27 protein-coding genes and 1 pseudogene are annotated in these 26,866 nt (G+C 70.8%); 23 read left to right on the top strand and 5 right to left on the bottom strand.

Annotated elements, in window-relative coordinates; translation table 11 throughout:
- Positions 1-5: 5 nt before the first annotated feature.
- Both OG395_RS11970 and OG395_RS11965 read right to left on the bottom strand, forming a co-directional pair.
- Positions 6-821, bottom strand: a complete 816-nt coding sequence (locus tag OG395_RS11970; protein WP_327242886.1) for an SDR family oxidoreductase — start codon at positions 819-821, stop codon at positions 6-8.
- Positions 822-937: 116 nt separating this feature from the next.
- The gene (locus tag OG395_RS11965; protein ID WP_266978423.1) at positions 938-1,567 is read right to left on the bottom strand and encodes a TetR/AcrR family transcriptional regulator; all 630 of its coding nucleotides are present in this window, start codon (positions 1,565-1,567) and stop codon (positions 938-940) included.
- Positions 1,568-1,732: 165 nt separating this feature from the next.
- On the opposite strand from OG395_RS11965, the gene OG395_RS11960 reads away from it, so the two are divergent.
- Both OG395_RS11960 and OG395_RS11955 read left to right on the top strand, forming a co-directional pair.
- Positions 1,733-2,596, top strand: coding sequence for a phosphatase PAP2 family protein (locus tag OG395_RS11960; RefSeq protein WP_442818545.1), 864 nt, complete (start codon positions 1,733-1,735; stop codon positions 2,594-2,596).
- Positions 2,593-3,558 carry a hypothetical protein gene (locus tag OG395_RS11955; RefSeq protein ID WP_327242884.1) on the top strand — a complete coding sequence of 322 codons (966 nt, stop codon included), beginning with the start codon at positions 2,593-2,595 and terminating at the stop codon, positions 3,556-3,558. Before OG395_RS11960 ends, OG395_RS11955 begins: the two co-directional genes overlap by 4 nt.
- A 23-nt stretch (positions 3,559-3,581) precedes the next feature.
- Here the strand turns inward: OG395_RS11955 and OG395_RS11950 are convergent, their stop codons facing one another.
- On the bottom strand, positions 3,582-4,136 hold the full coding sequence (locus OG395_RS11950; RefSeq protein WP_327242883.1) for a PadR family transcriptional regulator: 555 nt from the start codon (positions 4,134-4,136) through the stop codon (positions 3,582-3,584).
- A gap of 28 nt (positions 4,137-4,164) precedes the next feature.
- On the bottom strand, positions 4,165-6,180 hold the full coding sequence (locus tag OG395_RS11945; RefSeq protein ID WP_327242882.1) for an NADPH-dependent 2,4-dienoyl-CoA reductase: 2,016 nt from the start codon (positions 6,178-6,180) through the stop codon (positions 4,165-4,167).
- A gap of 207 nt (positions 6,181-6,387) precedes the next feature.
- Between OG395_RS11945 and OG395_RS11940 the strand changes: the two genes are divergently transcribed.
- From OG395_RS11940 to OG395_RS11865, 17 genes are all read left to right on the top strand, one after another.
- Entirely contained in the window at positions 6,388-6,912 is a 525-nt protein-coding gene (locus OG395_RS11940) for a DoxX family protein (protein ID WP_327242881.1), read from the top strand.
- Between the two features lie 197 nt (positions 6,913-7,109).
- A complete protein-coding gene (locus OG395_RS11935) occupies positions 7,110-8,894 on the top strand; it encodes an enoyl-CoA hydratase-related protein (protein ID WP_327242880.1) in 1,785 nt (594 codons plus the stop codon).
- A gap of 59 nt (positions 8,895-8,953) precedes the next feature.
- Positions 8,954-10,039 (top strand): hydrogenase expression protein HypE, encoded by a 1,086-nt coding sequence (locus OG395_RS11930; RefSeq protein WP_327242879.1) that lies wholly within the window; start codon positions 8,954-8,956, stop codon positions 10,037-10,039.
- Between the two features lie 111 nt (positions 10,040-10,150).
- Positions 10,151-11,935, top strand: coding sequence for a nickel-dependent hydrogenase large subunit (locus tag OG395_RS11925; protein WP_327242878.1), 1,785 nt, complete (start codon positions 10,151-10,153; stop codon positions 11,933-11,935).
- Positions 11,932-12,546 (top strand): hypothetical protein, encoded by a 615-nt coding sequence (locus OG395_RS11920; protein WP_327242877.1) that lies wholly within the window; start codon positions 11,932-11,934, stop codon positions 12,544-12,546. Before OG395_RS11925 ends, OG395_RS11920 begins: the two co-directional genes overlap by 4 nt.
- A complete protein-coding gene (locus tag OG395_RS11915; protein ID WP_442818544.1) occupies positions 12,543-13,214 on the top strand; it encodes a DUF5947 family protein in 672 nt (223 codons plus the stop codon). The genes OG395_RS11920 and OG395_RS11915 overlap by 4 nt, the downstream gene beginning before the upstream one ends.
- Positions 13,211-13,921: a DUF6084 family protein gene (locus OG395_RS11910; RefSeq protein WP_327242875.1), complete on the top strand. Its 711-nt coding sequence runs from the start codon at positions 13,211-13,213 to the stop codon at positions 13,919-13,921. The genes OG395_RS11915 and OG395_RS11910 overlap by 4 nt, the downstream gene beginning before the upstream one ends.
- Positions 13,918-15,366 (top strand): hypothetical protein, encoded by a 1,449-nt coding sequence (locus tag OG395_RS11905; protein ID WP_327242874.1) that lies wholly within the window; start codon positions 13,918-13,920, stop codon positions 15,364-15,366. Before OG395_RS11910 ends, OG395_RS11905 begins: the two co-directional genes overlap by 4 nt.
- The gene (locus tag OG395_RS11900) at positions 15,363-15,911 is read left to right on the top strand and encodes a hydrogenase maturation protease (protein WP_327242873.1); all 549 of its coding nucleotides are present in this window, start codon (positions 15,363-15,365) and stop codon (positions 15,909-15,911) included. Before OG395_RS11905 ends, OG395_RS11900 begins: the two co-directional genes overlap by 4 nt.
- A gap of 18 nt (positions 15,912-15,929) precedes the next feature.
- Entirely contained in the window at positions 15,930-16,034 is a 105-nt protein-coding gene (locus tag OG395_RS58275; RefSeq protein ID WP_376336220.1) for a DUF6893 family small protein, read from the top strand.
- A 129-nt stretch (positions 16,035-16,163) separates the two neighbouring features.
- Positions 16,164-16,556, top strand: a complete 393-nt coding sequence (hypA, locus tag OG395_RS11895; protein ID WP_327242872.1) for a hydrogenase maturation nickel metallochaperone HypA — start codon at positions 16,164-16,166, stop codon at positions 16,554-16,556.
- Positions 16,557-16,559: 3 nt separating this feature from the next.
- Positions 16,560-17,462, top strand: coding sequence for a hydrogenase nickel incorporation protein HypB (hypB, locus tag OG395_RS11890; RefSeq protein WP_327242871.1), 903 nt, complete (start codon positions 16,560-16,562; stop codon positions 17,460-17,462).
- The gene (hypF, locus tag OG395_RS11885; protein WP_327242870.1) at positions 17,459-19,864 is read left to right on the top strand and encodes a carbamoyltransferase HypF; all 2,406 of its coding nucleotides are present in this window, start codon (positions 17,459-17,461) and stop codon (positions 19,862-19,864) included. Before hypB ends, hypF begins: the two co-directional genes overlap by 4 nt.
- 48 nt (positions 19,865-19,912) lie before the next feature.
- Positions 19,913-20,233, top strand: a complete 321-nt coding sequence (locus OG395_RS11880; protein ID WP_327242869.1) for a HypC/HybG/HupF family hydrogenase formation chaperone — start codon at positions 19,913-19,915, stop codon at positions 20,231-20,233.
- The gene (gene hypD, locus OG395_RS11875) at positions 20,230-21,354 is read left to right on the top strand and encodes a hydrogenase formation protein HypD (RefSeq protein ID WP_327242868.1); all 1,125 of its coding nucleotides are present in this window, start codon (positions 20,230-20,232) and stop codon (positions 21,352-21,354) included. Before OG395_RS11880 ends, hypD begins: the two co-directional genes overlap by 4 nt.
- 13 nt (positions 21,355-21,367) lie before the next feature.
- On the top strand, positions 21,368-22,465 hold the full coding sequence (gene hypE, locus OG395_RS11870) for a hydrogenase expression/formation protein HypE (protein WP_327249316.1): 1,098 nt from the start codon (positions 21,368-21,370) through the stop codon (positions 22,463-22,465).
- Positions 22,466-22,559: 94 nt separating this feature from the next.
- Positions 22,560-22,754, top strand: coding sequence for an antitoxin (locus OG395_RS11865; RefSeq protein ID WP_327242867.1), 195 nt, complete (start codon positions 22,560-22,562; stop codon positions 22,752-22,754).
- A gap of 165 nt (positions 22,755-22,919) precedes the next feature.
- Here the strand turns inward: OG395_RS11865 and OG395_RS11860 are convergent, their stop codons facing one another.
- Complete coding sequence (locus OG395_RS11860; RefSeq protein WP_327242866.1) at positions 22,920-23,735, bottom strand: DUF427 domain-containing protein; 816 nt, start codon at positions 23,733-23,735, stop codon at positions 22,920-22,922.
- A gap of 390 nt (positions 23,736-24,125) precedes the next feature.
- Here OG395_RS11860 and OG395_RS11855 point away from each other — a divergent pair, with 390 nt between their 5' ends.
- The 4 genes and pseudogenes from OG395_RS11855 to OG395_RS11840 all read left to right on the top strand — a co-directional run.
- Positions 24,126-25,217 carry a PP2C family protein-serine/threonine phosphatase gene (locus tag OG395_RS11855; protein ID WP_327242865.1) on the top strand — a complete coding sequence of 364 codons (1,092 nt, stop codon included), beginning with the start codon at positions 24,126-24,128 and terminating at the stop codon, positions 25,215-25,217.
- A gap of 326 nt (positions 25,218-25,543) precedes the next feature.
- On the top strand, positions 25,544-25,750 hold the full coding sequence (locus OG395_RS11850; protein ID WP_266978389.1) for a DUF5988 family protein: 207 nt from the start codon (positions 25,544-25,546) through the stop codon (positions 25,748-25,750).
- Positions 25,751-25,953: 203 nt separating this feature from the next.
- Complete coding sequence (locus OG395_RS11845) at positions 25,954-26,631, top strand: hypothetical protein (protein WP_327242864.1); 678 nt, start codon at positions 25,954-25,956, stop codon at positions 26,629-26,631.
- A gap of 38 nt (positions 26,632-26,669) precedes the next feature.
- Positions 26,670-26,810 (top strand): annotated as a pseudogene (locus OG395_RS11840) (hypothetical protein); the annotation flags it as partial.
- Between the last annotated feature and the right edge of the window lie 56 nt (positions 26,811-26,866).

Genomic DNA, 26,866 nt, shown 5'->3' with positions numbered 1-26,866 from the left:
CGCTGTTACCTGCGGTGACGCCAGATCGAGCACACCATCGCCCGCTCGGGGCCACCCCTGAGTCCCTCCCGCTGCCGGCCCTTCGCGGCGAGGAACCGGGCGGGCACCTCGCCGCCGTGCACCGCCAGATCGGCGCCGTTGACGTACGCCGCGAGATCACCGGCCAGGTACAGACGGGCGCGCGCGACATCGTCCGGCACCGCCATCCGTCGCATCGCAATGACATCCGCCACCGCCGCACCCCCGTCCTCGCCGTACACCGACGCCGCGCTCTCGATGCGGATCAGTCCGGTCGTGATGTGGTTGACGCGCACCTTCGGCGCCCATTCCAGGGCCAGCGCCCGGGTCAGTGCCGGCAACCCCGCCTTTGCCGCCGATTGGGCGGCGGTGCCCGGCTGCGGGGTGTGCGCGGAGACACTGCCGATGTTGATCACCGAGCCGCCGCTGTCCTGTCGCTGCATGACCCGGTTCGCCGCCTGCGCCACATGGAACGGCGCCAGCAGATGCAGCGCGGCGACCTTCTCGACGAACCGCGGCGACACCGTCGCCGCGTCGGCGTCGGGGGAGCCGCCCGCATTGTTGACGAGCACATCCAGCCGTCCGTACCGCTGCACCGCGGCGTCGACGAGTGCGGCGGACGTGGCCGGGTCACGGACATCGGCCGACCGGAAGTGGGCGGTCCGCCCACCGGCCGCCGGCAGCTCCGACGGTTCATTGCGCCCGCAGACCAGCACTTCCGCGCCCGCGGAGAGGAATGCCCCGGCGATCGCGGCGCCGATGCCCTTCGTGTTTGGTGCAGTCGGTGGGAGGCCCGGGAACACGGGCGGCCGGTGACTCCCGAAGAAGTCACCGACCGGCCGGACGGTGCGCCGCCCCCGTCCCCACGGTGCGGCGCAGGCGGGCCCTCGTCATCCGCTCGGACGACGGCCCACGTTCATCAGGACCCGGTGTCGGCCGGGTCCAGTCCCAGTGCGGGGAAGATGGCGCTCTCCACGAAGCGGGTGAGATATGCCGCATCGGCGATCTTCGCCTCCAGCAGCGGCCTGGCCCGCATCACGCCCAGCAGCTGCGCGGAGACGAACTCCGCCGCCGGGTTGTCCCTGGGGATCTCGCCACGCTCCATGGCCCGCCGGACCATGGCGTCGAGGGCTGCGAGTTCCGGCAGGATCAGCGCCTCGCGCAGCGCGCAGAGCAGCTCCGGGCTCTGCAGCGCGGCATGGCTGAGTGCGTGCATCAGCGGGGTGTCGCGTCCGGAGCCCGCGCCGATGGCCTGGGCCGCCTCGCGCAGGTCACCGGCGAGCGAGCCCGTGTCGATGTGCGAGAGCAGCATCCGCCGGGTGCTGTGGAGCGCCGCGACGACCAGCTCGGGCTTGGAGCCCCACTGCCGGTAGAGCGTGGACTTCCCGCACCGGGTGCGGGAAGCGACCCCCTCCATGGTGAGCGATTCGTATCCGCTCTCCCTGAGTAGGTCGAGCACAGCCGTGTAGAACTCCTGCGCCCGCTCCGGTGTGATCTTCGAGCGGCGCGGAGCGTGGGCCTGTTCCTGCACGGAATCGTGCGACGACATGTGCTTTCCCTCTCTGCGACTGTGCGACGAGGTCTTCCGATACGCCAGTGTACCGAAACGCGCGTGTACCGATACGCCAACGTATCGGTACACTGGCGTATCGATACGGCATGGACTGGACCATGCCGTCGTAACAGCGCTTCGTCAGCAAAGGGGCACCGGGTGATGTACGCCCGTAGCGAGCCCGCAGATCGGGAGCCGGACACTTCTGCCCGACCGCCCCTCGTCCGCGAGCTCCTTCTCGTCGTAGGGCTCTTCGCGATCTACAAGTTCGGGCGGCAGGCCGCGAACGGTCACGTCGAGGAGGCGTACCGCAACGCCGGACACGTCTGGGACTTCGAACGCGCGGTGCACCTGCCGGGTGAGGGCGCCGTGCAGGGCGCGCTGTTGCACAGCGAGACGCTGATCCGCCTCGCGAACACCTACTACGCGACCGTGCACTTCCCGGCCACGCTGCTCTTCCTGGCCTGGCTGTACTGGCGCCGCCCGCGCCATTACGTCTGGTCGCGTCGGATCCTCGCCGTGCTCACCGGTGCCGCGCTCGCGCTCCACCTGCTGTTCCCGCTCGCCCCGCCGCGGATGCTGGCCGCCGCCGGACTCGTCGACACCGGCCAGGTGTACGGGCCGACGGTGTACGGAGACACTCCGGCGACCGACTCGATGGCGAACCAGTTCGCGGCGATGCCCTCGCTGCACTTCGGCTGGGCGCTGATGGTCGCCGTCGGAATGATCGTCGCGACGCGCTCGCGGTGGCGGTGGCTGTGGCTGCTGCACCCGCTCGTCACCCTGCTGGTCATAGTCGGCACCGCCAACCACTACTGGCTCGACTCGATCGTCGTCAGCGCGCTGCTGGCCGTCGCTCTCGCGACGCTGCGGCTCCAGCGGACGGAGCCGGTCCGAGGGCATCTGCCGTGGCCCTCCGGCGCAGGGGGCGAGCCCGAACTCGCCCGTGCCGCGCTGCCGATGTCCCGTGTTCCCGACCCGGCCGCCTCCCGGGCGTACGCCTCGTCGTCCGGGAGCCGGCCATGAACGCCACGCTGATCGCCGTCGTCCTCTCCCTGGTCTCCGCCGCCGCGTACGCCTCGGCGGCGGTGGCTCAGGCCCGGCTCGCCGGACGCACCGAGCCGGGCACCGGGGTGCTCCGGATGCTCGGGCGCGGGGCGTGGTGGTCGGCGGTCGGACTCAATGCCGGTGGCGCGCTGCTGCATGTCGCGGCGCTGAAGTACGGGCCGCTCACCCTCGTCCAACCGCTCGGCGCGCTGACGCTGGTCGCCGCCGTGCTGCTGGGTGCGCGCGCCGCCGGGCGTCGGGTGACGGGGACCGAATGGCGCGGCACGATCCTCACCCTGCTCGGCCTGGGCGCCCTGCTGCTGACGGCGGGCGGCTCCGCACCGCACGAGACGCTGAGCCTGGTCGAGGCGCTCGCGGTCGGTGCGGCGACCATGGCGGTCGTCGCCGGACTCAGCCGGCCGGGGGCCCGCCCCGGACTGAGGCATGCTGCGGCGTCCGGCATCACGTCGGGCGTCGCCTCGGCGCTCACCCAGACACTGACGGTGGCGGTCACGGACCACACGGGCCCGCTGTTCAGCTGGCGCCTGGTGACGGTGGCGCTGCTCGTCTCGGCCTTCGCGATGGGGGGCCTGCTGCTCTCGCAGACCGCCTACCAGGGTGGTCTCGGCGCGCCGCTCGCGGTCGTGACCCTCGCCAATCCCGTTGCCGCCGCGACGATAGGTCTGGCGCTGCTCGGCGAACGCCTCCAGGGCGGGACGATCGCGCTGGTCCCGGCGTTGCTGGGGTCGGCGGCGGCGGTGCGGGGAGTCATACTGCTCAGCCGGGCGCAGGACGGGACGACGCCGTCGGCGTACCGGGCCAGGATCGAGGCGGAGCCTGCACCGAGTGTGCCGTCGCGGGTTGTGATCGGCAGTGCCCGGACGACGGAACAGCTGACGCTGCGTCCGGAACTCGGCAGGGCGCCGGTCGGCGGGCCGTGAGCCCAAAGGAACGGGGGATCCCCCTACCCCGCCGACGGGCCCGACCCGGTGGCCGGGATCCCGTCCAGAGCCCGTGTCAGCCAGCCGATCCAGAAGTTCTCCAGATCGATGCCGCCGCGGAGTACGAGATGCCGCAGCCGGTCCTCCTCCGCGTTCCGCTCCGGCGGGAAGTCCCGCTCCTCGATCGCCAGATACTCGGCCAGCTGCTTCCGGTGCAGCTCCAGGTGGCGGCGTAGTTCCGCGTCCAGGCCCGGTGCGCCGACCACCGCTGCCGCGCGCATCCGCAGCAGCAGCGGATCGCGGATCTGCTTCGGGTCCTCCCGGAGCGCCACCCACGCGGACAGTGCCGCGCGGCCGGCGGGCAGGACCTCGTACTCCTTCTTCTGCCCACGGGCCGGCTGTGCCGACGGCAGGGCCCGGATCTGCCCGGCCTGCTCCAGCTTTCCCAGCTCGCGATAGATCTGCTGGTGCGTGGACGACCAGAAGTAGCCGATCGACCGGTCGAACCTGCGGGTCAGCTCCAGCCCCGACGACGGCTTTTCGAGCAGGGCGGTGAGGATCGCGTGCGGGAGTGACATGGAGAGCATCCTAGGGACGGCCCGGGCGTCACAGGGCTGCCGCGAGCTCCGTCCCTTGGCGGATGGCCCGCTTGGCATCCAGTTCGGCGGCCACGTCGGCGCCGCCGATCAGATGCGGCGTACGGCCCGCGGCAACCAGCTCCTCGTGCAGTTCGCGCCGTGGCTCCTGACCGGCGCAGAGCACCACCGTGTCCACCGGCAGGAGATGCTGCTCGCCGTCGACCGTCAGGTGCAGACCGTCGTCGTCGATGCGGTCGTATGTGGCGCCCGCGATCATCGTGACGCCTCGGTGCCGCAGCTCCGTACGGTGGATCCAGCCGGTCGTTCTGCCCAGCCCGGCGCCCACCTTGCTCGTCTTGCGCTGCAGGAGATGTACGGTGCGCGGCGGCTTCGGGCGCTCGGGGAGGCGCAGGCCACCACGCTCCCGGTACGCGGTGTCGACCCCCCAGTGCCGGAAGAACACCTCCGGGTCGAGGCTCGCCGCATCGCCGCCGTCCGTCAGGAATTCGGCGACGTCGAAGCCGATCCCGCCCGCACCGATGATCGCGACCCGCTGTCCGACCCGCGCCCCGTCGCGCAGGACGTCGAGGTAGCTGACCACGCTGGGGTGGTCCAGGCCCGGGATGGCGGGGGAGCGGGGTGTGACGCCGGTGGCGAGGACGATCTCGTCGAAGCCGTCGAGCGCGTCCGGCGTCGCCTTCGTACCGAGCCGGAGCTCGACCTGCTGCTCCGCGAGCCGGGTGCGGAAGTAGCGCAGCGTCTCGTCGAACTCCTCCTTGCCGGGGATCCGGCGAGCCACATTCAGCTGGCCGCCGATCTCGTCGGCCGCGTCGAACAGAGTCACCTCGTGCCCGCGCTCGGACGCCGATACGGCGCACGCGAGCCCGGCGGGACCCGCGCCGACGACCGCGACGCGCTTACGGGTCCGGGTCGGCGACAACGTGAGTTCGGTCTCGTGGCAGGCGCGCGGATTGACCAGGCAGGAGGTGACCTTTCCGCTGAACGTGTGGTCCAGGCACGCCTGGTTGCAGCCGATGCAGGTGTTGATCGCGTTGGCACGCCCCGCGCTCGCCTTGGCGACGAAGTCCGGGTCGGCGAGGAACGGCCGGGCCATGGACACCATGTCCGCCCGCCCCGAGGCGAGGATCTCCTCGGCGACCTCGGGGGTGTTGATCCGGTTGCTGGTCACCAGCGGTACGGAGACGGCCCCGCGCACCTTCTCGGTGACCCAGGTGTACGCACCGCGCGGCACGGACGTCGCGATGGTGGGGATGCGGGCCTCGTGCCAGCCGATTCCGGTGTTGATGATCGTGGCCCCGGCCGCCTCGATCTCCCGGGCGAGCTGCAGGACCTCCTCCAGCGAGGAGCCGCCGGGCACCAGGTCCAGCATCGAGAGCCGGTAGATCAGGATGAAGTCGCTGCCGACCCGCTCGCGGACCCGGCGCACGATCTCCACGGGGAACCGGATGCGGTTCTCGTACGAGCCGCCCCAGCGGTCGGTGCGGTGGTTGGTCCCGGCGGTGATGAACTCATTGATCAGATAGCCCTCGGAGCCCATGATCTCGACACCGTCGTAGCCTGCCTGCCGTGCCAGCTCGGCGGTCCGCACGAAGTCCTCGACGGTCTCCTCGACCTCGTCGTCCGTCAGGGCATGCGGGGTGAAGGGGCTGATCGGGGCCTGGATCGCGCTCGGCGCCACCAGATCCGGATGGTGCGCGTACCGGCCGAAGTGGAGGATCTGCATCGCGATCCGGCCGCCCGCCGCATGCACGGCGGCGGTGACCTGGGCGTGCTGCTCGGCCTCGGCATCGGTGGTCAGCTTGGCGCCGCCGGGATAGGGGCGGGCTCGGTCGTTCGGCGCGATGCCCCCGGTGACCATGAGCCCGACTCCGCCGCGGGCGCGGGCGGCGTAGAACGCCGCCATCCGCTCGAAGCCGCGCTCGGCCTCTTCCAGGCCGACATGCATCGACCCCATCAGCACCCGATTGGGAAGGGTGGTGAACCCGAGGTCGAGCGGGCTCAGCAGATTCGGGTACGGGGTCATCCGGCGGCTCCTCGCGCAGTGTCGTTGCGCCAGTTGTAGACCACCGGAACGCCATTGTGCAACAAGTTGCATAATGGCGTTCGTCGCACCGGGCCGAGCATCCGACGCCATCCCCCGGACGGAGTAGTACCGGGGTACGCCCACCCGTCGCGGCGCGGAGAGTGGATCCGTAACCCGGATCACACCCACTACCCATGGAGACCCCCCATGACCTGCGTCAACCGGCGTGACCTCGGCCTTCTTGTCCTGCGCGTCGGTACCGGCGCGGTCCTGGCCGCGCACGGCACCCAGAAGCTGTTCGGCTGGTTCGGCGGCGGGGGCATCGAAGGAACCACCGCGGGCATGGAGGCCATGGGCTTCCACCCGCCCAAGCACAGCGCCGTCGCCGCCGGACTCGGCGAGGTGGCCGGCGGTGCCCTGCTGGCCCTCGGCCTCGCCACCCCCGCCGCCGGCGCGGCGGCGGCGGGCACCATGGCGGGCGCCGTCGCCGTGCACGCGCCCGCGGGCTTCTTCGCGCAGGGCGGCGGATACGAGTACCCGGCGTTCCTCGGTTTCACCGCCGCAGCGATCGGACTGACCGGCCCCGGCCGTTACTCCCTCGACCATGTCACCTGGCATGTGTTCAACCAGCCGTGGGTGGTCGCGCTCGCCTTCGCGGGCAGCGCCGCCGCGACCGCCGCGGTGATCGGGAAGCGGGCCAGGGGGCAGGGCAGGAGCGCCGACGAGACCTGAGCCGACGGGCCGAGCGGGCCGGCCCCGATGCGCTGTCGCTCCCATGGCCCGTGTACCGGCCGTCGAGTGGCCGCAGGACGTTCCCTTTCGAGTGACTCCGCCGCCCCGGCGCCCACGGCGCCCGTTCCGCGTGTCCGAGGCTTGCAGCCGGCCTGACCTGCTCCGGCCGGGAGCCGCAGAACCGCTGGGAGTCCGCCGTGCACATCCTGCTCGTCGCGAGTGCGTTCAACAGCCTCACTCAGCGCGTCCACGCCGAGCTGCGGGACCGCGGCCACGGCGTGGCGGTCGAACTCGCGCTCTCCGACGACCATCTGCGGGACGCGGTCCGACGGTTCGCACCCGAACTGATCGTCGCTCCGATGCTCAGGACGGCCATCCCGCGGGACGTGTGGTCGGCGCACACGTGCCTCATCGTCCACCCGGGACCCGTGGGCGACCGCGGTCCGTCCTCGCTCGACTGGGCGATCCACGAGGGCGTCACCCGCTGGGGTGTGACGGTTCTGCAGGCCGACGAGGAGATGGACGCCGGAGACGTCTGGGCGTCGGTCGGGTTCTCCGTACCGCAGGTCGGCAAGAGCGACCTGTACCGCAACGAGGTCTCCGACGCGGCGCTGACGGCCGTTCTGCTCGCCGTCGACCGGTTCGCCTCGGGAACGTACAGACCCCGGCCCCAGGACGGCACACGGGCCACGGGCGGCACCCGGCCGTACTTCCGCCAGCAACTCCGGCGGATCGACTGGCGGTCCGACTCCACGGAGACCGCGCTGCGCAAGCTGCGGGCAGCCGACTCGTCCCCCGGTGTACTGGACGAACTGCTCGGCGGCGAGTGGTTCCTGCACGGGGGGCACCCCGAGGACCGGCTGCGCGGCCGCCCCGGCGAGCTGCTCGCCACGCGGGCCGGCGCGGTCTGCCGGGCGACCACCGACGGAGCCGTATGGATCCCCGAGCTGCGCGCCAGGCGGCGGCCGGGAGAGCCCGCCCCGTTCAAACTCCCCGCCGTCCTGGCGCTCGGTGACCGATTGCCTCCGCTGCCCGAGGACCCGGTTCCGCCGGACGCACGCGAGCGCCGCGGAACCTGGACCGACATCCGCTACGAGGAGACCCGCGCCGTCGGACATCTCACGTTCTCGTTCCCCGGCGGGGCCATGAGCACCACGCACTGCACGCGCCTCCTGGACGCCTACCGGACGGCGTGCTCCCGGCCCACCTCGGTCCTGGTGCTGGGCGGCGGCCGGGACTTCTTCTCCAACGGCATCCACCTGAACGTCATCGAGGCGGCGGCCGACCCCGCCGAGGAGTCCTGGGCCAACATCAACGCCATCAACGACCTGGTGCAGGCGGTGCTGACCACCACCGACCGGCTGGTGATCGCTGCCGTCGGCGGCAACGCCGCCGCCGGAGGAGCAATGCTCGCCCTGGCCGCCGACGAGGTCTGGTGCCGCAGGGGATCGGTCCTGAACCCGCACTACCGGCTGATGGGACTGTCCGGCTCGGAGTACTGGACCCGCACTCTGCCGCACCGGGTGGGCCCCGAGGTCGCCGAACGGCTCGTCCATGAAGCGCTGCCGCTCGGTGCCGAAGCCGCCGAACGGCTCGGCCTGGTGGACCGGACGGTCGCCTGCCGGCCCCAGGACTTCCCGGGCGAGGCCCTCCGGCTGGCCGTCCGGCTGGCCTCGTCGACCGACGTACAGGCACGGATCGGCCGGAAGAAGACGGCGCTGGAGCGCCAGGAGGCGGTCAAGCCCCTGGCCGTCCACCGACAGGAGGAACTGGCCGCGATGCGGTCCATCTTCTTCGACCCGGATGCGCCCTACCACTCGCTGCGCCGCGCCTTCGTGCGCAAGGAACCCCCGGCCCGGACTCCGCACCACCTCGGCACCGGCATTCCCGGCACGCGCACGACGGATCCTTCCGCCGGCCGGGGCCGCAACGTCACCGCAACGGCCGCGCTCGCCGTAGCACCCGGGCCGGCTGACTGTTAGCTGGACCTGAACGCCGAAACGCGGGCATTCATCGCAGAGCTCTCCAAGGAGGCATCCCCATGGGTGCAGCAACAGCGAACACGGTCGGCGCCCAGGCAGGCGGTGCGGCCGGCGACGAGGAGTCCCCGATCCACATCCTCTGGATCAATGCGGGGCTGAGCTGTGACGGCGACTCGGTGTCGCTGACCGCGGCGATGCAGCCCAGCATCGAGGAGATCGTGCTCGGTGTGCTGCCCGGGCTGCCCAAGATCCAGGTCCACTGGCCCCTGATCGACTTCGACAGCGGTCCGGTGGGCGGTGCGGACACCTTCATCGAGTGGTTCTTCAAGGGCGAACGCGGCGAGATCGATCCCTTCGTACTGGTCGTCGAGGGGTCCATCCCCAACGAATCGATCAAACAGGAGGGTTACTGGTGCGGCTTCGGCGACAACCCCGAGACCGGCCAGCCGATCACCACCAGTGAATGGATCGACCGCCTGGCGCCCAAGGCACTGGCGGTCGTCGCCATCGGCACCTGTGCCACCTACGGCGGCATCCATGCGATGGCCGGCAACCCGACCGGTGCCATGGGCGTACCCGACTACCTGGGCTGGGACTGGACCTCGAAGGCCGGTATCCCGATCGTCTGCGTGCCCGGCTGCCCGATCCAGCCGGACAACTTCTCGGAGACCCTCACCTACCTGCTCTACCAGGCGGTGGGATCCGCGCCGATGATTCCACTGGACGACAAGCTGCGCCCGGCCTGGCTCTTCGGAGCCACCGTGCACGAGGGGTGCGACCGGGCCGGTTACTACGAGCAGGGGCAGTTCGCCACCACGTACGACTCGCCCAAGTGTCTGGTCAAGCTCGGCTGCTGGGGCCCCGTCGTCAAGTGCAACGTTCCCAAGCGCGGCTGGATGAACGGCATCGGCGGCTGCCCGAACGTCGGCGGCATCTGTATCGCCTGCACCATGCCTGGATTCCCGGACAAGTTCATGCCGTTCATGGACGAACCGCCCGGCGGCAAGGTCTCCAGCGCCGCCAGCGGAGCGTACGGGGCGGTGGTCCGCAGGCTCCGGTCGATCACGGCGAAGACCGTGGACAAGGAACCGAAGTGGCGCCACAAGGGCTCCAAGCTGACCACCGGGTACCGATCGCCCCGGTGACCGGCGCGGCGTCCGCCGGGTGCCCCGCACCCCGCGATCGGTGAGCGTCCCGTTTCCGCCCGCTCCCTCCTCCATCAACTCCCCCTCCCCAGAAGGGTCATGGCACACACAATGGCACCCACGACGAAGGCGGCCGGCGACGGCAGTGGCCTCGTCGAGATGGCCTGGGATCCGATCACCCGGATCGTAGGCAGTCTCGGCATCCACACGAAGATCGACTTCAAGCAGAAGCGGGTCGCGGAGTGCTACAGCACCTCGTCGGTCTTCCGTGGCTACAGCGTCTTCATGCGGGGCAAGGATCCCCGGGACGCCCACTTCATCACCAGCCGCATCTGCGGGATCTGCGGCGACAACCACGCCACATGTTCCGTGTACACGCAGAACATGGCCTACGGGGTGAAGCCGCCGAACCTCGGTGAATGGATCATCAACCTGGGCGAGTCGGCGGAGTACATGTTCGACCACAACATCTTCCAGGAGAACCTGGTCGGGGTCGACTACTGCGAGAAGATGGTCCGCGAGACCAACCCCGGAGTCCTGGAGCTAGCCGAGCGCACCGAGGCACCGCACGCCGGGGAGCACGGTTACCGCACGATCGCCGACATCATGCGCTCCCTCAACCCCATCGAGGGAGAGTTCTACCGCGAGGCTCTTCAAGTGAGCCGCTACACGCGGGAGATGTTCTGCCTGATGGAAGGGCGCCATGTGCACCCCTCCACGCTCTACCCGGGCGGCGTCGGAACGGTCGCGTCCGTCCAGCTCTTCACGGACTACCTCAGCCGCCTCATGCGGTACGTGGAGTTCATGAAGCGGGTCGTTCCCCTGCATGACGACCTGTTCGACTTCTTCTACGAGGCGCTGCCCGGGTACGAGGAGGTCGGCCGCCGGCGGGTGCTGCTCGGCTGCTGGGGAGCGCTCAACGACCCCGAACACTGCGACTTCACGTACGCCAACATGACCGACTGGGGACGGAAGATGTTCGTCACCCCCGGTGTGATCGTGGACGGCAAACTGGTCACCAACGACCTCACCGAGATCAACCTCGGCATCCGGATCCTGCTCGGCAGTTCGTACTACGACGACTGGGAGGGCAAGGAACAGTTCGTCACCCATGACCCGCTGGGCAACCCGGTGGACCCCCGCCACCCGTGGAACCAGCACACGATCCCCGCCCCGCAGAAGCGGAACTTCGACGACAAGTACAGCTGGGTGATGTCGCCCCGCTGGTTCGACGGCAAGGACCACCTGGCACTGGACACCGGTGGCGGCCCCATCGCCCGCCTCTGGTCCACCGCGTTGTCCGGGCTCGTCGACGTCGGCTATGTGAAGGCGACCGGCCACAGCGTCGTCATCAACCTGCCGCGCACGATGACCAAGCCCGAGACCACCTTCGAGTGGAAGATCCCGAAGTGGAGCAACGCGCTGGAACGCAACCGCGCCCGCACCTACTTCCAGGCGTACGCCGCCGCGATCGCGCTGCACTGCGCCGAGAAGGGGCTCGAGGAGGTCCGCGCCGGGCGCACCCAGACCTGGGAGAAGTTCGACGTGCCGGACGAGAGCATCGGCGTCGGCTTCACGGAGGCCGTACGCGGCGTGCTCTCCCATCACATGGTGATCAGGGACGGCAAGATCGCCAACTATCACCCCTACCCGCCCACCCCGTGGAACGCCAGCACGCGGGACTCTTTCGGTACCCCCGGCCCCTACGAGGACGCGGTGCAGAACACACCGATCTTCGAGGAGAACTCCCCGGAGAACTTCAAGGGTATCGACATCATGCGGACCGTCCGCAGCTTCGACCCCTGTCTGCCGTGCGGCGTCCACATGTACGTGGGCGGCGGCAAGACCGTCCAGCAGATGCATGTGCCCACCGGGCTGAGCGGACTGGCCGGATGAGCGCCGCAGCGACAGTCGTCGCACCCCCGAGGGCCCTCGACGCCGTGGAGGCCGGGCAGCGGGTCGAGGACCTGCTCGACCGCCTGAGCGCCACCGGCGACCAGGAAGTGTGCGCCGCAGCAGAGGAGTTGGTGCGGGTCCTGATGGATTTCTACGGAGCAGGCCTGGCCCGGATCGTCGGCCGCCTCGGCACCCCCGCGGACCGCGGAACCGGCGACGGACCGCTCGCCGCGCTGCTCGACGACGAACTCGTGTCGAGCCTGCTGGCCCTGCACGATCTGCACCCGGAGGACATCGACACACGTATCACGCGCGCCCTGGATTCCGTACGCGACCCCGTCGAGGTCGTCGGCTTCGACGAGAAGACCGGCATCCTGCGGCTGCGCTCCTCGGCCGAGGCCGGTGACGGCGGTGGCTGCGGCTGCCCGAGCACGGGCGCGGCGACACAGCGCAGCGTCGAGGACGCGCTGGCCTGCTTCGTACCGGAAGTGGACGAGGTGGTGATGGAGTCGGTGACCATCGACCGGGAGCCACCCCTGCTCCAGATCGCCACCCGCCCGCCGGCCGGAACTGCCGGTGCCGGGGCGACCGTTGCCGCGACGGCACCGTGAGCGCCCCCCCGACCGGGGCCGAGTTTCGCCCGGTGCCTGTTGCCCGCGCCCGAGGCCTGCGCAGATTCGCCGCGCCGCCGGAACCCCGGCAGGAACGGTGCGAGCTGTGCGGCGTGGCTGTGACCGAGGGCGGTCACCGGCATCTCGTGGATACCGAGAAGCGTGCGCTGGCCTGTGCGTGCACCCCGTGCGCCCTGCTGTTCGAGCGGCCCGGCGCAGCCCACGGACGCTTCAGAACGGTCCCGGACCGCTATCTGTCGGATGCGGACCACCGTCTCGACGACGGTGCGTGGGAGCTTCTGCAGATCCCGGTCGGCGTCGCGTTCTTCTTCCGCAACGCGGCGCTGGACCGGCTGGTCGCGCTCTACCCGAGCCCGGCCGGAGCCACCGAGAGCGAACTCGACCCGGAGACCTGGCAGACCGTGCTCGGCGCCAGTCGCCTCGCCGCCCTCCTCGAACCCGATGTCGAGGCTCTGCTGATGCGTCGTACGGAGGGCCGGGCCGAGTGCTATCTCGTACCGATCGACATCTGTTACGAGCTGGTGGGACGCATGCGCCTGCTGTGGCAGGGCTTCGACGGCGGCGCCGAGGCGAGGGCCGATCTCCAGGCGTTCTTCACGCACGTCGAGGGACGCGCCCGGACCCAGGAGAAGGGGCAGACCCGGTGACGGAATTCGCCTTCACCTGCACCGGAGTACGCGCCGACGCGTATGCGGCGGGCCCCACGCTGGTCTTCCGGCTGCGCATCACCACGTCCGGAGAAGCCCGGGTGCACGCCCTTGCGCTGCGCTGCCAGATCCGTATCGAACCGGCCCGGCGCGGTTACGAGCCGGGCGAGGCAGACGGACTGCACGACCTCTTCGGCGACCGCTCACGCTGGGGAAACACGCTCCAGCCCCTGCAGTTCGCGCAGGTCTCCCTCATGGTCCCGTCCTTCACCACGGAGACCGAGGTGGACCTCGTGGTGCCCTGCACCTACGACCTGGACATCGCCGCGACACGGTACTTCGACGCGCTCCAGGACGGCGAGGTACCACTCCTCCTGCTCTTCGCCGGCACCGCCTTCATCGGGGAGAGCGGCTTCCACGTCGAGCCGATTCCCTGGGACCGCGAGGCGCCCTTCCGGATGCCGGTGTCGGTGTGGAAGGACATGATCGAGCAGCACTTCCCGGGCTGCGGCTGGATCCGGCTGCCGCGCGACACCATGAACGCCCTGCTCGCCTTCCGCTCGCGGCAGGCCCTGCCGTCCTGGGAGGCGACCGTCCAGGCCCTGATCGACCTGGCGGGAACCGCAGGTACTCCACCTCCGCAGTCCCCCGAGCGCCCCGTGCACCGGGCCGTACTGCCCCGGGTCACCGAGAGGACGGCGCCGTGACCTCATCCCTCCTCACGCCCGCACTGGAGACCCGGTTCGCCATCGCACGGCAGGTGGCCGACACCGTCCTCTTCGAGGGCTATGTGCTCTACCCGTACCGGGCCTCCGCGGCCAAGAACCGGCTCCGTTGGCAGTTCGGGGTGCTCGTGCCGCCCGGCTGGGGCGCCGACCGCGAGGAGCACGACTTCCAGCACACCGAGTGCCTGATGGAGCCGAAGCCCGGTGCGACGCTCGCCGTCGAAGCACGGTTTCTGCACGCCCAGCGGCGCACCGTGCAACAGGCCTGCGACGACGGCACGTTCGCGACCGTGGCTGAACTCGACCTCGCCGACCGGGTGCTGGTCCCCTGGGACGAGGGCGCCGAGGAACGCGTCGAAGTGGTCGTGGACGTCGCCGAACTGGCCGGGGAAGGTGTCAACCTCCCCTTCACCAGGCCCGCCCGCGAGGAGACCGAACCCGTCCTGGACGCGGACGGGCGGACGGTGGGCCGCCTGGTCCGCCGCTGCGAGGAGATCAGCGGCGTGGTGCGGCTGTCCGCCCGCGAACTCGACGGCCCCTACCGGGTCATGAGGCTCACCGCCGTGGTGGAGAACACCAGCACCTGGACGCCCGACTCCGCCGAGGCCGATCGGGAGGCCGCGCTCCCACGGTCGCTGGTCGCCGCCCACCTCCTGATGGGTCTCAGCGGGGGCTCGTTCCTGTCGATGACGGACCCGCCCGAGTGGGCGAAGGGCGCGGTCGCGGCCTGCCGCAACCTGCACACCTGGCCGGTGCTCGCCGGGGAACCCGGGCGCGCGGACCTGATGCTGTCGTCCCCGATCATCCTGGAGGACCATCCGGCCATCGCCCCCGAGAGCCCCGGAGCGCTGTACGACGCCACCGAGATCGACGAGATCCTCGCCCTGCGCACGGCGGCCCTGACCGACCAGGAGAAGCGCGAGGCCCGCGGCACCGACGCCCGGGCGGCCGCGGTCGTCGACCTGGCCGAATCGATGCCCCCCGAGGTCCTGGAGCGGCTGCACGGCGCGGTGCGGGCCCTGCGCGAGATCACCGGACCCGACACGTCCCCGCCCGCCGCCCAGGACCCCCTCCCGGACGGCGCCGACCTCATCGACGCCCGCGGCGTGCTCCGCCCCGACACCCCGTGGTGGGACCCCGCGAGCGACGACACCGCCGACCCGGCCCGGGATCGCATCCTGGTGGACGGCCGGTCCGTGGGCGTGGGCAGCCGCGTCCTTCTACGACCGGGACTGCGGCGTACCGACGCCCAGGACCTGTTCCTCAAGGGCCGCAGCGCACAGGTCGAAGCAGTGCTCCACGACGTCGACGGCGGAGTGCACCTCGCGGTCACGGTCGAAGGCGACCCGGGCGCGGACATCCGCCGTGAGCAGGGGCGCTTCCTGTACTTCCAGCCGGACGAGATCGCCCCCCTGGAGGATGCGTGAACGCCCCCGCGCGGGAACGTCCGACAACCCTGGTCGCCGGGATCGGAAACATCTTCCTCGGCGACGACGGCTTCGGCGTCGAGGTGGTGCGCGCACTGTCCTCGCACCGTCTCCCGGACCATCTCGAGGTGGTCGACATCGGCGTACGGGGCGTCCACCTCGCCTACCAACTCCTCGACGGATACGACACGCTCGTCCTGATCGACGCAACCGAGCGCGGCGGCGCCCCCGGAACCCTGTACCTGATCGAGGTCGACGAACCCGGCGCCGTCGAGCCGCAGAACGCACTGCTCGACGGCCACCGGATGTCCCCCGACGCAGTCCTGGCACTGCTCGGCACCCTGTGCGCGGGCACCGGAGCCGTACCGCCGAAGCGCACGCTCGTCGTCGGCTGCGAACCCGACAACGTCGACGAAGGGATCGGGCTGAGCGCTCCGGTGGCCGCAGCAGTGCCACAGGCCGTACGGATGGTCCTGGACCTCGTACAGGAAGAAGACCACGGGGCCGCCGCCCAGCGGACGGCGGCCGGACCCGCCATGAACTGAGCAGAAGGAACCCACCCCATGAAGAAGACCCTCATCTGCGGCCTGACCGCCGCCGCTCTCGTCGCCCTCGCCGCGCAGGTCCTGCCCGACGTCAAGCGCTATCTGCGGATGCGCTGCATGTGACGGCGCCCGCCGCCCGGTCCCGGCCCCTGGCTGCACCGAATGGTGTATGTGCCGTACGGGCACCGGCGAGCCGGTCTGCCGGCCCCAGTCACCCGCCGCTGTAATGACGCACGGCAGGACGGAGATGCAATGCACGAGATGTCGATCGCCATGGCCGTCGTCGACCAGGTGGAGGAGGCGGCTCAGGCAGGCGGAGCCGCCTCGGTCGGGTCCGTCCGGCTCCAGGTCGGCGAACTGGCCGGAGTCGTTCCCGACGCCCTGTCCTTCTGCTTCGGACTCGCCTGCGCCGGGACCGTTCTGGAAGGCGCCGAACTCGTCGTCGAACCCGTGGCGGCCCGCGCGCGGTGCGAGCCCTGCGCGGACGAATGGGCGGTCGGCATGCCGCCCCGGCTGTGCTGTCCGGCCTGCGGCGAGCCGACCGCCGAACTCCTGTCCGGGCGAGAGCTGCAGATCGTCAGCGTGCACTGGCAGGACGGACCCGATCACGAAGACGCCCGCGAACCGATCTTTCAGGAGCGCTGAACGATGTGCCGTGAAGTCGACCTGCAGCAGGCGGTACTCGCCAAGAACGACGCGACGGCGCACAGCCTGCGAGCCGGGCTCACGGCGCGCGGCACCACCGTCGTCAACCTGCTCTCCAGTCCCGGCAGCGGCAAGACCGAACTGCTGGAACGCGAACTCGGCCGGGCCCGGGAGAGGGGAGTGCCGGTCGCCGCGCTCACCGCCGACCTCGCCACCGAGAACGACGCGGTCCGCCTGGCCCGGTCCGGAGCCCCGGTCAAACAGGTGCTGACCGATGGACTCTGCCATCTGGAGGCCGGGATGCTGGGCCGCCACATCGACGACTGGCTGCCCGACGGGACCCGGATCCTCTTCGTCGAGAACGTCGGCAACCTGGTCTGCCCCGCCTCGTACGACCTCGGGGAAACGCTCAGGGTCGTCCTCGCCTCCGTGACCGAAGGCGAGGACAAGCCGCTGAAGTACCCCACCGCGTTCGGACTGGCCCAGCTCGTCGTGGTCACCAAGACCGACCTTGCGCAGGCCGTCGGATTCGACGAGGCCGCATTCCGTGCCCATGTCCAGCAGGTCAACCCCGGTGTGGACGTGGTGCTCACCGCCGCCCGCCGCGGTGAGGGGGTGGGCACGCTGCTCGACCGGGCCCTGGCCGCCGGGGAAGGCGCCCCCGTCCACACACCGGTGATGGCCCGGCAGCACCCGTCCCACCAGCACACGCACACCGACCAGGACCACCGCACGCACGGAGGCCAGCACACCCACAGCCACACGCATACGGGCGTGCACACGCACACGCATCCGGACGTCGGAACCCACGATCACCCGCACACCGGTCCGCACGCCCACGCGCACCCCGACGAGCCGCTCGTCGTGACGACAGCACCCGCCTCCGCGGCGCAGCACCGCCCGTGACGACCCCACAGCCCGGGACCGTCGTCGCCGGAGCCGTGCAGCGGCGGCGGGTCGTGGTCCGCGGCGTCGTGCAGGGGGTGGGCTTCCGCCCCTACCTGTACGCCCGCGCCACCGGGCTCGGGCTTGCCGGACACGTCACCAACACCACCGAAGGCGTTGTCGCCGAGGTCGAGGGCGCCCCGGCCGCGGTGGCCCTGTTCTGCGACCGGATCGCGGCGGACGCCCCACCGCTCGCCCTGGTGGACTCCGTCGACCACAGGGAAGTCCCCGCCGCAGGCGGATCCCGCTTCAGCATCGAGGACTCCCGGACCGGCGGACCGGCCCGCACACTGGTCTCCCCGGACGTGGCCACCTGCGCCGACTGCCTCACCGAACTGGCCGATCCGGCCGACCGGCGCCACCGCCACCCCTTCATCACCTGTACGCACTGCGGGCCCCGCTTCACCATCGTCACCGGAGTGCCGTACGACCGCGCACACACGACCATGGCCCGCTTCCCGATGTGCGCCGACTGCGCGCGCGAGTACGCCGACCCCGCCGACCGGCGCTTCCACGCACAGCCGGTCGCCTGCCCCGACTGCGGCCCCCGGCTGCGACTGCTCGTCGGACAGCCGGACCGAGCACTGCCCGCACAGCCCGTAACCGGATGCGACCCGGTCGCGGAGGCCCGCCGACTGCTGTCCGACGGCGCTGTCCTCGCGATCAAGGGACTCGGCGGCTACCACCTCGCGTGCGATGCCGAGAACTCCGCCGCGGTGTCCCTGCTGCGCCGCCGAAAGGCCCGCGGCGACAAGCCGTTCGCCATGATGACCCGAGGCATCGACGACATCGCGCACCTCGTGCAGCTGGGCGCCGAGGAGCGGGCCCTGCTCATCGGCGCTGTCCGGCCCGTCGTCCTGCTGCGCCGCCGCACCGACGCCCGCCCGGGCCCCGGCACCCCATGGCCGTCCGACGCGGTCGCCCCGGGCAGCCCCGACCTCGGGGTCATGCTCCCGTACACCCCGCTGCACCACCTCCTGCTGGGCCTGCCCGGTGACCCGCCGGGACCGCGCCTTCTGGTCATGACCAGCGGCAACGTGGCCGGTGAACCGATCGTCACGGACGACGACGAGGCGCTGGAGCGACTGGCCCACCTCGCCGACGGCTGGCTCACGCACGACCGTCCGATCCATGTGCCGTGCGACGACTCCGTCGTGCGCGTCTGCGACGGGGAGCGGCTGATCGTACGGCGCTCACGCGGCTACGCCCCGCTGCCGCTCGCCCTGCCGCACCCGGTACCCGCGACCCTCGCCACCGGCGGCGACCTGAAGAACACCTTCTGCCTCGCCGAGGACCACAGGGCCTGGCTGTCCGCCCACGTCGGCGACATGGACGACCTCGCCACCCAGCACGCCTTCGAACGCGCCGAACAGCACGTCGAGACCATCACCGGAGTGCGGCCCGGCATCCTGGCCACCGACCGGCATCCCCGCTACCGCACCGCCCAGTGGGCCCTGCGCCGGGCCGACGGCCGACCGGTCGTCCGCGTACAGCACCACCACGCGCATATCGCGGCCGCGATGGCCGAGCACAGAAGGGACGGCAGCCGCCGAGTGATCGGCGTCGCGTTCGACGGCACCGGTTACGGGGACGACGGCGCGGTGTGGGGCGGCGAGATCATGCTGGCCGACTACGAGACGTACCACCGCTTCGCGCACCTCGCGTACGTTCCGCTGCCAGGCGGCGACGTCACCGTGCACCGGCCCTACCGGATGGCGCTCGCTCATCTCTACGCGGCAGGCATCGGCCGGACGGACGACCTGCCCTGCATGGAAGCCTGCCCGCCGGACGAACGACGCGTGCTGCTACGGCAGTTGGAGCGGAACCTCAACTGCGTCCCCACCTCCAGCATGGGCCGGCTGTTCGACGCCGTCTCCTCGCTGGCGGGCGTCTGCCACCGGGCCGGGTACGAAGCCCAGGCCGCCGTCGAACTGGAGGCCGCCGCGGTCGGCGCCGCCGCGGACCCCGGACCCGGTTACGGCTTCGCGCTGCGCCCGGCGGGCACGGCAGACGGCCAGCAGTTGATCATGGACCCGTCGCCGGTACTCGCAGCCGTCGTCGACGACGTGCGCGCCGGTACGGCGTCGACGCTTGTCGCTGCACGCTTCCACGCGGCCGTCGCGAACCTCGTGCTCCACGTGTGCACCGCGGCCCGCGAACAGCACGGCCTGCGCGAAGTCGCCCTGACCGGAGGTGTGTTCGCCAACACCCTTCTCTCCTCCCTGTGCGCCAGGACGCTGAGCGAGAACGACTTCACCGTCCTGCGCCACCGGGAAGTCCCTCCGAACGACGGCGGACTGGCGCTCGGCCAGCTCATGGTGGCCGCCCGCACCGGAGCGGCGCACACCGGCGCCGCCGACTGACGTCCTGCCCGGCAGAGCCGGGCAACGCCCCCACAGCAAGGAGCAGCCATGTGCCTGGCGGTACCCGGCAGAGTGATGGAAATCGAGGAACGTGACGGTACCCGGATGGCCACCGTCGACTTCGGCGGTGTGGTCAAGGAGGTGTGCCTGGAATATCTGCCGGACCTCCAGGTCGGTGAATACGCCATTGTCCATGTGGGGTTCGCCCTGCAGCGACTCGACGAGGAGTCGGCACGGAAGACGCTCGACCTCTTCGCCGAACTCGGTCTGCTCCAGGAGGAGTTCGGAGATCCGTGGGAACTGGCCGCAGAGGCCGGCGGAACGTCCCCGACCGGTGGCGTCGACGCGGCGCAGGAGGTTCAGCAGTGAAGTACATCGAAGAGTTCCAGAACCCGGACCTGGCGCGTCGGCTGCTCGACGACATCCATTCCATCGTGACCCGTCCGTGGGCGCTGATGGAGGTCTGCGGCGGACAGACGCACACCATCATCCGGCACGGCATCGACCAACTCCTGCCGGGCCAGGTCGAACTGATCCATGGTCCGGGCTGTCCCGTTTGCGTCACGCCACTGGAGGTCATCGACAAGGCACTGGAGATCGCCTCCCGCCCCGAGGTGATCTTCTGCTCGTTCGGGGACATGCTCCGGGTCCCCGGAACCGGCCGTGACCTGTTCCGGGTCCGCAGCGAGGGCGGCGACGTACGGATCGTGTACTCGCCCCTCGACGCCCTGAAGGTCGCCCAGCACAACCCCGACCGTGAGGTGGTCTTCTTCGGGATCGGATTCGAGACCACCGCACCGCCCAACGCCATGACGGTGTATCAGGCGCGCAGGCTCGGCATTCCGAACTTCAGCCTGCTGGTGTCCCATGTGCGGGTCCCCCCGGCCATCGAGGCGATCATGCAGTCCCCGAGCTGCCGGGTGCAGGGGTTCCTCGCCGCCGGCCACGTGTGCAGCGTGATGGGCATGCGGGAGTACCCGGAGCTGGCCGAACGGTTCCAGGTCCCCATTGTGGTCACCGGTTTCGAGCCGCTGGACATCCTCGAAGGCGTACGGCGGACCGTCCTGCAGCTGGAGCGCGGTGAGCACACCGTGGAGAACGCGTACCCCCGCGCCGTGCACCCGGACGGGAACCCCGCGGCGCTCACCATGCTGGAGGACGTCTTCGAAGTCACCGACCGCGCCTGGCGCGGCATCGGCACCATCCCCGACAGCGGCTGGCGGCTCTCCACCCGCTACCGGGACTACGACGCCGAGTACCGCTTCTCCGTCACCGGCATCGCCACCGAGGAGCCCGCCGAATGCCGCAGCGGTGAAGTCCTGCAAGGACTGCTGAAGCCCCACGAGTGCGAGGCGTTCGGCACCACCTGCACCCCGCGCAACCCGCTCGGGGCCACCATGGTCTCCAGCGAGGGCGCCTGCGCCGCGTACTACCTCTACCGGCGCCTGGACATCAGGACCGCCCCCAGGGAGACGAGCCCCGTTGCCTGAGACCACCGAAGCACTGAACACCACTGTCACCGCCACCGCGGGCGTCCCCGGCGAGGCGCCCGTACTCGACCTCGCGGCATGGACCTGCCCCGCACCCCTGCGCGACCAGCCGCGGGTGGTGATGGGCCACGGCGGCGGTGGCGCACTCTCGGCCGAACTGGTCCAGCACGTCTTCGCGCCCGCCTACGGGGGCGACGTGCTTGCGCAACTGGCCGACTCCGCCGTGGTGTCGCTGGGCGGCGCCCGGCTGGCCTTCTCCACGGACTCGTACGTCGTGCGGCCGCTGTTCTTCCCCGGCGGCAGCATCGGTGACCTCGCGGTCAACGGCACGGTCAACGACCTGGCCATGAGCGGTGCCAGGGCCGCCTACCTCTCCTGCGGTTTCATCCTGGAGGAGGGCGTCGAGGTCTCGGTCGTCGCACGCGTGGCCAACGCGCTGGGCGCAGCGGCGCGCACGGCGGGCGTCGAGGTGGCGACCGGCGACACCAAGGTCGTGGACGCCGGTCACGGCGACGGCATCTTCATCAACACCGCCGGGATCGGCCTCGTCCCGGCCGGCGTCGATCTGCGCCCCCAGCGAGTGGTCCCCGGCGACGTCGTGATCACCAGCGGTGCGATCGGCGTGCACGGCGTGGCGATCATGAGCGTGCGCGAGGGCCTCGAGTTCGGCGTGGAGATCGAGAGCGACTGCGCGGCCTTGGGCGGGCTCGTCGAGACCATGCTCGCGGTCACCCCCGACCTCCATGTCCTGCGCGATCCCACACGTGGCGGACTGGCCGCGGCACTCAATGAGATCGCGGTGGCCTCGGGCACCGGTGTCGTCATTCAGGAGCGCAACGTTCCGGTCCCGCCGGCCGTGGCCAACGCCTGCGCCGTCCTGGGCCTGGACCCGATGTACGTGGCCAACGAGGGAAAACTCGTCGCGTTCGTCCCCCGCGAGCACGCCGAAGCCGTTCTGGAGGCGATGCGGGCGCATCCGCTGGGAGCGGAGGCGACCGTGATCGGCGAGGCCGTGGAGGCGCATCCCGGCATGGTCGTGGCCCGCACCGGGCTCGGCGGGACACGTGTGGTCGACCTGCCGATCGGGGAGCAGCTGCCGCGGATCTGCTGATCCGACGGTTCCGCGGACCGCTCGCGCGGATGCGAGAGCGGCGTCGTGTGGCGACCCTGGAGAGGTGGGGGCGACTCGCTGAGGAGGACCACCCATGTCCATGATGGACAAGATCAAGCACATGCTGAAGGGCCACGAGGACCAGGCGGGAAAGGGCATCGACAAGGCGGGTGACGCCATCGACACCAAGACGCAGGGCAAGTACACCGGCCAGGTCGACACGGCCCAGGACAAGCTCAAGGACCAGTTCGGTTCGGAGGAGGGGCAGGACCGGCCGCCGCAGCCCTGACCACGCCGCAGTGCTCCTGCGGATCGCGCGGACGCCCGACGGTGATCCCTTGCATCCCATTCCCGTGCCCGCTGCCGTTGGAGGGTGCGTACGAATCGTGCGCGGGCACCGGCTCCGGGGCGACGACGCCGCACCGGGCTCGCACGAGCCCGATGCGGCGCGTTCTCATGGGCCCGGACGCCGGGTGAAGCCGGTGGCCGGGCGTTCCATCCGCTCGCCGTCCACGATGATGTCGACGGCTTCGTTGTAGAACGCGATGAGGTTCTTGACCGCCCCCGCGGCCGGGATGGGGTCGGGGTAGCTCCATGCCACATGTGCCGGTGCGTCGCTGTCCGTGTCGGTCAGGGACCAGTATTCGGCCGTCCCCTTGTACGGGCATCCCGTACGCAGCCCGGTCGGGGTGAACAGATCGAGGCGGACGTCCTCGCGGGGGATGTAGTAGCGGACAGGCAGGCGTGTCTCGAAGAGGAGCACCGGGCGGCGGGTGTCCGCGACCAGAGTTCCGTCGATCTCGATCTGCACGTGCCGAGAGCTGCGGAGCGCGTCCACGCGCGAGTACGGGTCGCGGGGATGGACAAAGATCTCTTCGTCCTCCTCGTACCAGTGATCAGGGCCCACGCCGACGCGTCCGAACCACTCGAAGGCGATGTGTCCGGCGAGCTCGGCGCCCGGAAAGGTCCATGCGGCGTTGGGCTCCGCGACGCCGTCCACGACGAGGTCGTAGAAGACCGTGGAGCCGGAGTGCGCACCCACGTCGGGGTCGGCCGCCGGGCGGAGGAGATCGGTGCGGACGTCGTCCCGAGGGAAGGCGTAGAGCGGCACGGCATGGCCGGGTTCCCACACGAGGACCGGTCGGCGGCTGTCGACGACGACGGTCGTGCCCTTCTTCCCGCGCACCCGGCGCTCGCTCGGCTCCCAGGTGAGGACGGCGTCCGGTACCGGGTGACGACGCTCGACGGCAGGGGCGGGTGGAGTGGTCACGAGGTCCTCCTGCGCGAGGGTACTGATCGAGGTGCCCGTCCTGGTCTCTGCGACCAGTGGCGGGCCGTCCCTCTGCACCCGCAGCCCAGGGGGTACGGGGCTTGGCTGTCTCAGCGTACGTACGTCTGCACGCGGGCGCCTGCGGCGTGAGAGTGGTGTCGAAGACGTCGGCGACGAGCAGGCGGAGGTTCGCGCTCCGGCTCCAGGGCCGGAGCGACCCCGGCGGCACCCGTCAACCCGCAGATGACGGATCAGGAGTGGACAGGCGAAGGATGCATGCGGATCCCCCGGTTGGCCGGGCCGTCCGGAGATGGCCATGCCCCTTGTGCACGGGACACATTTCGCGCCGTCCGGGATGCGGCGCACGCGCCTTCCGTGGAACGTGGGGGAGTGGTGCAGCAGAGGAGAGCCCCGTGGATCCCTTTCGGTGTCATCGTGCTGGCCGTGGTGACCGACCTGGCGACACCGCCCAATGTGACGTCCGCCCCGCTGCTGATGGCAGCGCCGGTCTCGGCCGCTCCGCTTCTGATGCCCGGGGGCATTGTCGCCGTGGGCCTCGTGTCGATGGCGGTACACGCCGGACTGGCGAAGATCGACGGCACCTTCGGCTGGCACCGCGGCGTCGCCAACCAGGTCACTCTCCTCGCCGTCACCGTGCTCGCCGTCCTCATCAACCGCACTCTGCACCGTCAGAACGCCAGAACCAGGCGTGCACTCCACATCGCGGCCGTGGCACAGCGCGCCGTTCTGCCCCGCCCACCGTCACGGCTCGACGGTCTGGAGATCGCCGCACGCTATGTCCCCGCCGAGAACGAGGCCATGATCGGCGGGGATCTGTACGTCGTACAGAGCACCCCGCACGGCACCCGCCTCATGGTCGGGGACGTGCGCGGCAAGGGGCTGGGCGCGGTGAACGCCGTCTGCGCCGACATCGGCGCCTTCCGGTACGCCGCGGACGAGGCCGAGGACCTCGGTCAGCTCGTGCTCGCACTGGAGCGTGCGCTGGTGCGCGAGGGAGGACGGCGCGGGGGCCTGGAACAGCAGGAGGGCTTCACCACCGCTCTGGTCGCGGAGTTCTCCACCGATCTGAATGTCGTGCGAGTGGTGAACCGTGGCCATCCACCGCCGCTGCTCCTCGACCCGCAGGGGACGGCCACGGTCCTCGAACCCTCGCAGGAGGCGCCACCCCTCGGGATGATCACGCTGGGGGACTGGGTCTTCCCCATCGACAGCTTCTCGTTCCCGCCCGGCTCGACCCTGCTCTGCTACACGGACGGAATCACCGAATCCAGGGATGCCACCGGCACGTTCTACGACGTCACCACCCGACTGCCCATCCTGCTCCGGTGTGGCACGCGCACCGGAACGTCCGCCACGCCGTCACAGACCCTCGACGCACTGATCCGCGACGTACGACGTCATGCCGGCGGCAGACGCCAGGACGACCAGGCGCTTCTGGCCCTGCATCGCCCGTCCGCGTGACACGCGTCTTCGGCGAGCCGCAGACCGGCGACCGGAGGCTGTCGAAGCCCCTGGCCGAGGCCGGCCGACCTGTTGCCACACTTTCGCGGGTCGAGGGGGCGCCCAAAGGCGCGTCCTGGTGCGGCGAATCCGTGGAGGCCGAGGAATCGCCGTCGACCGGCGTCCGCCGTCGCCTCCACCGGGAGAGCGCCGGAGCCCGCCCTCCAGGCGCCACCGGGGCCCTCCCTACCACCCAGGGCTGCTGCGGAGATACCGGTAGGGGACGCGGAGCGGGCCTTTCGGCGCGTCACGGAGAAGCCGGACCCCCGTCCGGGGAGACTTTCGTCATGACCAATGCAACGAAGGCAGTCCTCGAGGGCGGCCCCGACGACCTTCCCGACCGGATCGTTCCCCTCACCACACCCGTGCCGGACCTCAAGATCCCGTTCCGCGGTGGATACGAGCACTTCAAGGCAACGACGCGTCACCAGGAGACCGCCGAGGGTCAATTGCCCATCTACGAATGGTGGGAACGCACGGAAATCCCGGGATAGGCGCCACACCGGTACGGGCTTCCCGCCCGCTCGCCCGATACGTACGCACTGTCCGTCAGACCGGCGCGTGCGCATCTCCCGCTCGGCTACCGCACTGTCGAAGAGTCCGCCGAGGTATGCCGTTCGGCCGTCTTCCGGTGGCGCGTCCGGGCAGGCGGCTGCTTGCTGGTCCCAGGGGCCCCCGGGAGAGGAAGCGAGCGCTCATGGAGCCACAAGGGAGGAAGGGGCAGGCGCTGCAGACTCCGCGGGCGGCCGGGTTGGCCGGAGTTGTCTTCGCGGTGCTGCTCGCGGCCGCCATCATCCTGATCCGGCTGGCGATCCCCGAGGACGAGGGCGCGGTCACCGCTGAAGGATTCAACGATTCCTCGCGCCGGAGCGCGGTAAGGACGGCGCTCGCCCTCGTCCCCTTCGCGGGCATCTTCTTTCTGTGGTTCGTGGGCGTGCTGCGCTCCCACGTCGGGGAAGCGGAGGACAAGTTCGTCGCCACCGTCTTTCTGGGCAGCGGGCTGATCTTCGTGGCCTCGTTGTTCGGGGCGGCCGCGGCCGCAGCAGGCGTGCTGTCCGTCGGAGTCCCGTCCGGGAACGACCCGGGGCTGCCGTCCTGGGACTTCGGCCGCCACTTCGCGTACACGATGCTGACGGACTACGCGATGCGGATGGCTGCGGTGTTCACGCTCACGACATCGACCTTGGGGCATCGCCTCGGGATCTTTCCGCGGTGGCTCACCCGTCTGGGCCTCCTCGCCGCCCTGGCGCTGCTCTTCGTGGCGCCCGCCATCGCCTGGGCGGAGCTGGTCTTCCCGGCCTGGTCCCTGATCGTCAGCGGCTACATTCTCGTGGTCAGCGGCACCCCCAGGCCCGATGCCGCGGACGCGTCCTGACCGCGGTCCCGGCCCCACGGGTCCGCTGGCGCTCGCTCGTGGACCGCCGTCCCGAGGGCAGGCAGCCCGTCCCGGCCGACTTCCCGGACCCCTCGTTGCCCGCCCACGGGCCGACCGTCACCCTCAGCGGTTACTCGCCGGCCGACCGACGGCTGGTCTTCAAGCCGGCCCACCACTGACCACCGGCGGGGCGCCCGACAGCCCGCTGCCCGAGGCCGACACGGCCCTTCTGCTC

It is taken from the genome of Streptomyces sp. NBC_01320 (genome assembly GCF_035974375.1).
GTDB classification, from domain to species: Bacteria; Actinomycetota; Actinomycetes; order Streptomycetales; family Streptomycetaceae; genus Streptomyces; species Streptomyces yanii.
Note: the sequence above shows the minus strand (reverse complement) of the source record. Positions and strands in the feature narration are given on the sequence as shown.

What these genes read in the sequence shown, in the direction of transcription:
- OG395_RS58275 (WP_376336220.1), top strand. Translation starts at nt 15,930, where the DNA reads ATGAAGAAGACCCTCATCTGCGGCCTGACCGCCGCCGCTCTCGTCGCC.
- OG395_RS11920 (WP_327242877.1), top strand. Translation starts at nt 11,932, where the DNA reads ATGAGCGCCGCAGCGACAGTCGTCGCACCCCCGAGGGCCCTCGACGCC.
- hypA (WP_327242872.1), top strand. Translation starts at nt 16,164, where the DNA reads ATGCACGAGATGTCGATCGCCATGGCCGTCGTCGACCAGGTGGAGGAG.
- OG395_RS11925 (WP_327242878.1), top strand. Translation starts at nt 10,151, where the DNA reads ATGGCACCCACGACGAAGGCGGCCGGCGACGGCAGTGGCCTCGTCGAG.
- OG395_RS11960 (WP_442818545.1), top strand. Translation starts at nt 1,733, where the DNA reads ATGTACGCCCGTAGCGAGCCCGCAGATCGGGAGCCGGACACTTCTGCC.
- OG395_RS11965 (WP_266978423.1), bottom strand. Translation starts at nt 1,567, where the DNA reads ATGTCGTCGCACGATTCCGTGCAGGAACAGGCCCACGCTCCGCGCCGC.
- OG395_RS11930 (WP_327242879.1), top strand. Translation starts at nt 8,954, where the DNA reads ATGGGTGCAGCAACAGCGAACACGGTCGGCGCCCAGGCAGGCGGTGCG.
- OG395_RS11850 (WP_266978389.1), top strand. Translation starts at nt 25,544, where the DNA reads ATGACCAATGCAACGAAGGCAGTCCTCGAGGGCGGCCCCGACGACCTT.
- OG395_RS11945 (WP_327242882.1), bottom strand. Translation starts at nt 6,180, where the DNA reads ATGACCCCGTACCCGAATCTGCTGAGCCCGCTCGACCTCGGGTTCACC.
- OG395_RS11940 (WP_327242881.1), top strand. Translation starts at nt 6,388, where the DNA reads ATGACCTGCGTCAACCGGCGTGACCTCGGCCTTCTTGTCCTGCGCGTC.
- OG395_RS11950 (WP_327242883.1), bottom strand. Translation starts at nt 4,136, where the DNA reads ATGTCACTCCCGCACGCGATCCTCACCGCCCTGCTCGAAAAGCCGTCG.
- OG395_RS11845 (WP_327242864.1), top strand. Translation starts at nt 25,954, where the DNA reads ATGGAGCCACAAGGGAGGAAGGGGCAGGCGCTGCAGACTCCGCGGGCG.
- OG395_RS11880 (WP_327242869.1), top strand. Translation starts at nt 19,913, where the DNA reads ATGTGCCTGGCGGTACCCGGCAGAGTGATGGAAATCGAGGAACGTGAC.
- OG395_RS11955 (WP_327242884.1), top strand. Translation starts at nt 2,593, where the DNA reads ATGAACGCCACGCTGATCGCCGTCGTCCTCTCCCTGGTCTCCGCCGCC.
- OG395_RS11865 (WP_327242867.1), top strand. Translation starts at nt 22,560, where the DNA reads ATGTCCATGATGGACAAGATCAAGCACATGCTGAAGGGCCACGAGGAC.
- hypB (WP_327242871.1), top strand. Translation starts at nt 16,560, where the DNA reads ATGTGCCGTGAAGTCGACCTGCAGCAGGCGGTACTCGCCAAGAACGAC.